This window comes from Microbacterium sp. UBA1097 (assembly GCF_002313585.1).
Taxonomy (GTDB): domain Bacteria; phylum Actinomycetota; class Actinomycetes; order Actinomycetales; family Microbacteriaceae; genus Microbacterium.
Genome location: NZ_DCBW01000015.1, coordinates 1 through 6528 on the forward strand (window position 1 = coordinate 1; position 6528 = coordinate 6528).

Consider the following 6528-nt stretch of genomic DNA (forward strand, 5'->3'; position numbering starts at 1 on the left):
ACCTCACGAGACACAACAGCTAGCGAACTCCGCAACGGTGCACGAGAAGCGGCCGCCTGTCGCGTGGCACCCGCACTGAAGCGACGCCGGTGCTGAGTTCGCCCCGCCCGCCGATCCCGGCGCCCCCGCTCCGGGGTCAGCGGATGCCGGCCCCGGAGCCACGGCGCACGCGCCCCACAGTGAACAGCACCACACCGACTGCGAGGACCAGCCCACCCCATCCGAGAACATCGAGCGGGAGCTCGCCGCCTGTGGCCGGTAGCCCACTCACGGTCAGCGGCGCCCAGCCCACCACGACGCCGGTGACCGGGTCGGTCACAACGAATCGATGGGTACCGGCTGGCAGAGAGCCCGGAATCCTCACGGATGCCGATCCCGACGCGTCGGCAGTGATCTTCCCCACCGACACCGGCGTCGAGAAGAACCAGCCGTCGTAGGATGCGCCCGGAGTGAGGCCCGACACGGTCAGTGTGCCACCGGGAGCGACGACGATCGCCCCGAGCGTCACCGAGCCGCGATTCTGTGCTGACAGGTCATCCTCGCTCGGGGGCTCCGGCGTGCCCGCGCCGCCCTCGGAGCCACTCTCGTCACCATCCGAGTCCGAACCGCCCTCATCGGTACCCGGGTCGGAGCCGTCTTCGGACTCGAGCGTCGAAATCGGGTCGGTCCAGACCGTGGCCGCCGACGCGCCCACGGCGTTGACCGCCTGCACGGTGAACGCGTACGGCGTTGCGGGGAGCAGATCGCCCACGGTGTAGCTGGTCGAGGAGACCGGGATCGGCCACCCGTCCAGCGTTCCCCCGGCGATCGTGAGGATGTAGCCGGTGATCGGGGAGCCGCCATCGGACTCAGGGGCAGTCCAACTCAGCGAAATCGAGGTCGGCGTCGAGCTCACGTGCGTCGGAACCCCGGGCACACCCGGGACCGAAAGCACCGGGAGGGCATCCGGCGTGGTGAACGCGGTCGCCGCCGAAGCAGCCCCCAGCCCCGCACTGTTGCGCGCGGCAACCGTGACGGTGTACTCGGTTTTGGGCAGCAGCCCGCTGATGAGTGCAGAGGTACCGGTTACCGTGACGGCTGCCGCCACCGGTTCTGCGCCTCGCCTCACGGTGAGCTCGTACCCGACGACTTCAGCGCCGCCATCGGTGGCGGGCGCCGTCCACGAGACGGATGCCGTGCTCTGGGAGGTCGCGGCAGCGCGGACATCGACGGGCGCTTCGGGCGCTGTGACCGGCGTCGGCGCCGTGCGCACCGCGAGCGGGCCGGATGCCGCACTCGGTCCCACCGCGTTGACAGCTACGACGGACACGGTGTAGTCGGTGTCGGCCGCGAGGCCCTCGATTGACGCCGCGGTGACCTGCGGATCGACCGTCAGAGGCTCCCCGACAGCGTCGCCGTCGGCCCAGGCTGTGAGAACGTACGCGGTGATCGGCGCGCCGCCGTCAGCGACGGGGGCGGTCCAGGCGACGGTCACACTGGTCGGCGTCGCCTCGACCAGCCGCAGCGCACTGGGCGCATCGGGCACCGTGGCCACGGGCGGAGGAGTGAGAGTCCTCACATCGACCACGGCGCCGAGGGTCTCGCCGATCTGGTTTCGCGATGCCACACCCACGGCGTAGGTGGTATCCGCGTCGAGTCCCTCGACCCGAATCGTCGTCGTTCCCACAGGCACATCCAGATCACGCACGGTTTCGCCGGCGGTGGCAACGGTCACCCGGTAGCCGGTCAGAGGAGCTGCGTCGGTCGCGGTCACGGGGCTCCAGGTCACGGAAATCGAGGTCGACGACTCGGCAGTCGCGACGATGTTGGTCGGCGCGTCGGGCCGCGTGAGCGCAGTGGTCGACAGCGCGGTGCGCGGCGACGGTTCGGCCGTTCCGATACTGTTGACCGCCGATACCGTGACTTCGTATCCCGTTCCGGGCTCCAGCCCTTCGATGGACGCCGTCTGCACCGCTCCGAGCGCGATCACGCGCGAGGGATCGAGGTCGCCGTCCTGGTACAGCGCCACCCGGTATCCGGTGATGGCGCGGCCACCGTCGTCGGCGGGCGGCGCCCAGCTCACCGTCGCGCTGGTCGTGGTGACGCTGTCGACGACGGGAGCTGCCACGGGGCCAGGAGCAGACAGCGCACGCGACACCGTCACGGAGGCGGCATCGGTCGGAAGGGATGCCTCCCCCTGACTGAAGACGGCGCGGAACTGCGCGCCGTCATCGGCGACGGCGGCCTCGAACGCGTACCGCGGCGCGGTTGCATCGGGGATGTCCACCCAGTCCCCGTCGACCAAGCGCTGCCACTGCACCGTGGGCAGCGGGCTTCCGGACGCGAGCGCGGCGAACTCGACCGTGGCGCCGTCCACCGCTGTCTGGTCGGTGGGTCCGGAGACGATCTCGAACACGTCGCTCAAGGACTGCTCCGGCGTTCGCGGGGTCTCCCCCTCCCCGAGCGGTGGCAGCACCACCTCGCCGCCGAGCGCCACGGTCTGACCTCCGGAGATGTGGATGACATCTGCTTCTGCACGCGTGGCCTTGTTGTCGTACCAGCGGGTGCCGAACTCGGCGGAGTACACGTAGAGGGTGTAGTCGCCCGGCTCGAGCGCGGGGAGGCGGAAATTGCCCTCGGCATCCGTCGTGGTCTCGATGTCGAGGATCGGACTGGTCGCAGCGGTCGCCGAGAAGAGTCGGGCGAACGCAGAGAACACGCTCGCGAGGCCCGTCTCGGGTGCGGTGGCGACACCGACGGTCGCGCCGACGATCGGGGTGCCGTTCTCGTCGACGATGCGGCCGGATACGGTCCCACCGAGGGTCATCCGAACGTCGAGGTCTTCGATGCCCGCGTCGATCAGGGACAGCACCTGCGCGGCGTCGAAGTCCTCGGCAGCGTCGAACCACTGTGTCACGTAGAGCCCGGTGTAGTTTCGGATCTCGAGCTTGTACTGTCCCGGCGGCAGAGCGTCTGTCTGGAACCGCCCTTCGCTGCTGGTCCAGACCGTGATGTTACCGACGTAGTCGTACTCATCGTCGGCGGCACGGATGCTGACATCGATGCCCGACAGGGGCGCACCGTTGTTGGCCGCCGTGACGGTTCCCGAAATCGTGTAGCCGCGTTGGAGCGCGATCGTGAGATCCGACACGCCTTCCGCGGTCAGGGTGAGCGGAGTGCGCGAGGCGATGTGGGTCTCGGTCCCGTCTGTCACGAGGTCGATGTCTCCCGGCCGGTCGGCATAGACCGTGAAGGCACCGGTGCTGTCGGTATACGTGCTCCAGTCGACCCAGACGCCCGAGAGGGGTTCGCCGGTCAGAGCGTCGATGACACGACCGGAGATGGGGATGCCGGGCGCGAGCGCGGCGTCGGCGACGACAGTCTCCGACCCCGACTCACCGACGACGATCGGAGTCGCCTCGGCTTCTGTGGTCACGTTCTGCCACCACTCCGAGGCAAGGCTCGATGAGGAGACCGGGTTGAACCGCAGGGTGTATTCGATTCCCGGGGTCAGGTTCACGAACTCGTACCTGCCGGTGTCGTAGTCGGTGTACACGGAGGTGGAGTTCTGCCAGCTTCCCCACTCGGAGGTCTCGGTCCACGTCGCGGTGACGTACGCGTACACGCCCGCACCGGTTGCCTCGGAGGTCACCGTTCCCGCGATCTGGGCGGGGGGCAAGGTGAGGTCGATCGTGTCGACTACCGTTCCCGCGACGACGGTGATCGGGTCCGGGTACGAGAAGTCGAGGCCAGAGCCGAGGTTTCCGCTGAGGGTGTATTCGCCGGCCGGGATTCCGCGCCACTGCCACTGTCCGCCGTCGAAGAGAGTCGATGCGGTTCCGGATCGCGAAAGGGACGGCCCCCCATCGGTCGGGTACAGGTACAGGTACGCGCGCTGCGACGACCCGGTCGCGCGGGGATCGTCGAACGAGCCGCCGATGCCACCGCCGAGGGTGAGCGCGAGGTCCGCGCCATCGAAGGCGACGCCGTCCTCGACGCTGACGGCTGTGGCGTCCTCGCGGTCGCCGGAGGACCCGAACCACCGCTCGACGTACAGCTGCTCCTCGCCGCCGGCCAGAATCGCGTAATTGTTGACCCCGAGGCGCTCGAAGGCGTAGGTGCCGTCCGGACCCGTGGTCGTCGTCGTCACCGGAGCAGAGTCCGACGAGGTCTGGTCGGCGCGGTACAGCTCGACCGCGATGCCCTCGAGCGGCATCCCGGTCTCGGCATCCGTGATCGCACCCGATATCGACCCGCTTCCCGCCGCGAGAAGAATCGGCACGGTCTCCCCCGGCAGGAGCGTGAGCACGGCCGCCGTGGCCAGGCTCGTTCCGCCGTAGTACACGGAGTTGGTCGCACCGAACCAGTTCGTGTAGCGAACGAGGTAGTCTCCGGCGATCGCGTGGAGCGTTGCAGTCGCCGTCGGCGCGTATTGCATGCCGACCTGCTCGTGCGTGACGGGATCGAGCAGGTAGACGTAGCCGCCCTGATCCGCTCCGGGAACGTCGATGGTGAGGACGAGCGTGGATGCAGCGATCGAGAGTTCGGAGAGATCCACCGTCGTCTCGGCACCCTCGACGACCGCGAAGGGGTCACCATACGTGGTCGAGGTGGCACCGATCGCATAGGTGATGCGGTAGGTCCCGGTGGGCACGCCGATGACGCGGAACGACCCGTCTGGGCGCACCGCAGCGGAGTAGAAGGACCCCTCCGCCGATTCAATGCCGAGGTAGTCGATCGCATCGGCGGCCGCCGGCGAAAGGGTGCCGGTGACGGTGCCGCCGATACGGATCCTCGCATCGATGCCGGTGAGCGCGGTCGGGGTTCCGACCGGGATCGTGAGCACTGTCGCGCTCTGGTAGTCCGGACCGCCGTAGTACGTCTGGATCCCACCACTCTCGTATCGGGGCCAGAAGCCGACGCGGTAGTTGCCGGGCTGGAGGTTCCCAAGGAAGTAGCGGCCGCCTGCGTCCGTCGTCCCCGACGACGAGCCGTCCGGTCCTTGGACGGAGACATCCACGTTCTCGAGGGGAGATCCGTCCGAGGCCAGGACGGTGCCCGAGATCGAGTTGCTCCCGAAGCTCAGTGCGCCGTCGATTCCGCCGCGGCGATCCCCCGCCGCAACGGTCACGGGGGTGGAGGACTCCTGGGACGCGGCGCCGTCCCACCACAGCTCCTCGAAGCCGGTGCGGCCGTTGCTCAACTGCACGACGTACGTACCGCCTGGGACCACGACGCTCCACGGCACAGCCGACCCCGGCGCCGCATCGTCGTACCAGCCTGCTACGTACTCGCCGGAGGGCGTGAAGATCGTCACGGAAGCGGAGAATCGACCGACCGGCGCCTCGGGAACGCTGAGCACTCCCGACAGCTCCGCGCCGGCGTCCAGACCGAGACGGCCGAGGTCATACGCGTTCCCGGCATCGACCCGCCCGTCGAACCACCCGTAGGCCGTGACGTAGAGCTCACCCTCGGGCGTCTCGAACGTGAGATGCACGTACTGGGTCCCCTCGAGCTGGGCAGAGAAGGCCCCGTCCGCATCGGTGAGGGCGACGGGTCCCTCGGCACCGGGCCCATCCCCGGCGTTGAGCCTGACGACGGCGCCCACCAGTGGGGTGTCGGTCGCGGCATCCGTCACGACACCGCTGATCGTGATCAGGCCTGCTTCGCCTTCGGAGACAACGGCAGAGCCCTCGCGCCCGTCGAACCAGAACGCCACCGAATCGGTGTCCACGGGACTTGCGTCCGACTCTTCGATCGACATCGCCCGCACGGCGGCGTCCGAATCGGCCGCACCGTCTGCGGGCGGGGTAGCCTCTTCTGCGCTCTCCGACTCTCCGTCGGTCGTGGTGTCGACCGTGTCGGCGGGACCCGAGCCGTCGTCGTTCGCGGACTCCGCAGGATCGGTCGATTCTGCAAGTTCGGGGGAATCGCCGAGCGAATCGTCCGGGGACGATGACTCGACCGCCTCCTGGTCTATCGTTTCCGGCTGATCTATCGCCTCCAGGCCGGCCTGATCCGTCTCCGAGACGACGGACTCGAGCGCGGCTTCCGTGTCCGGAGTGGCCGACGGGTCGTTCGCCCAGGCGAGGCCTGCTCCCGACACGACCAGACCGCACGCGATCGCGGCCGCGACAACAGAAGAGATCAGGCGCGATCGCGCGCTGCGGCGTGGAGCCATGAGCGTTCCCCCTCGAGGCGCTCCCCCTGGAACGCCGTACGAGGACTATACCGATCCGACGTATCCAGAAGTGTGTCCTTCCGCCCGATGATCTCTACGGCAGTTGACGAACAAGGTCGCCCATGGCCCGCTTTTCCGCGGGCGAGGAGCCCGAGCGCCGTTGATATCCGGACGATCCCGGACGTGCCCAGAGACGCAGTCCGACGCCGCTCGCGCCTGGCCTACACGGGCTGGGACTTCGCCTGAGCTCGAGGCGCGATCCAGCTCGCCGCCGCTACAGTTCGAGCACCAGGCGCTCCCCCTTGCAGCGCGACACGCAGATCATCATGACCTCGGACTCCTCGCGCTCTAGTTGTTCTATGCAGCGA

The 6528-nt window shown here is 68.6% G+C and carries 1 protein-coding gene; it reads right to left on the reverse strand.

The features are described 5' to 3' along the window. Positions 1–136: 136 nt before the first annotated feature. The gene (locus B4F19_RS04165; RefSeq protein WP_292732944.1) at positions 137–6160 is read right to left on the reverse strand and encodes a fibronectin type III domain-containing protein; all 6024 of its coding nucleotides are present in this window, start codon (positions 6158–6160) and stop codon (positions 137–139) included. Between the last annotated feature and the right edge of the window lie 368 nt (positions 6161–6528).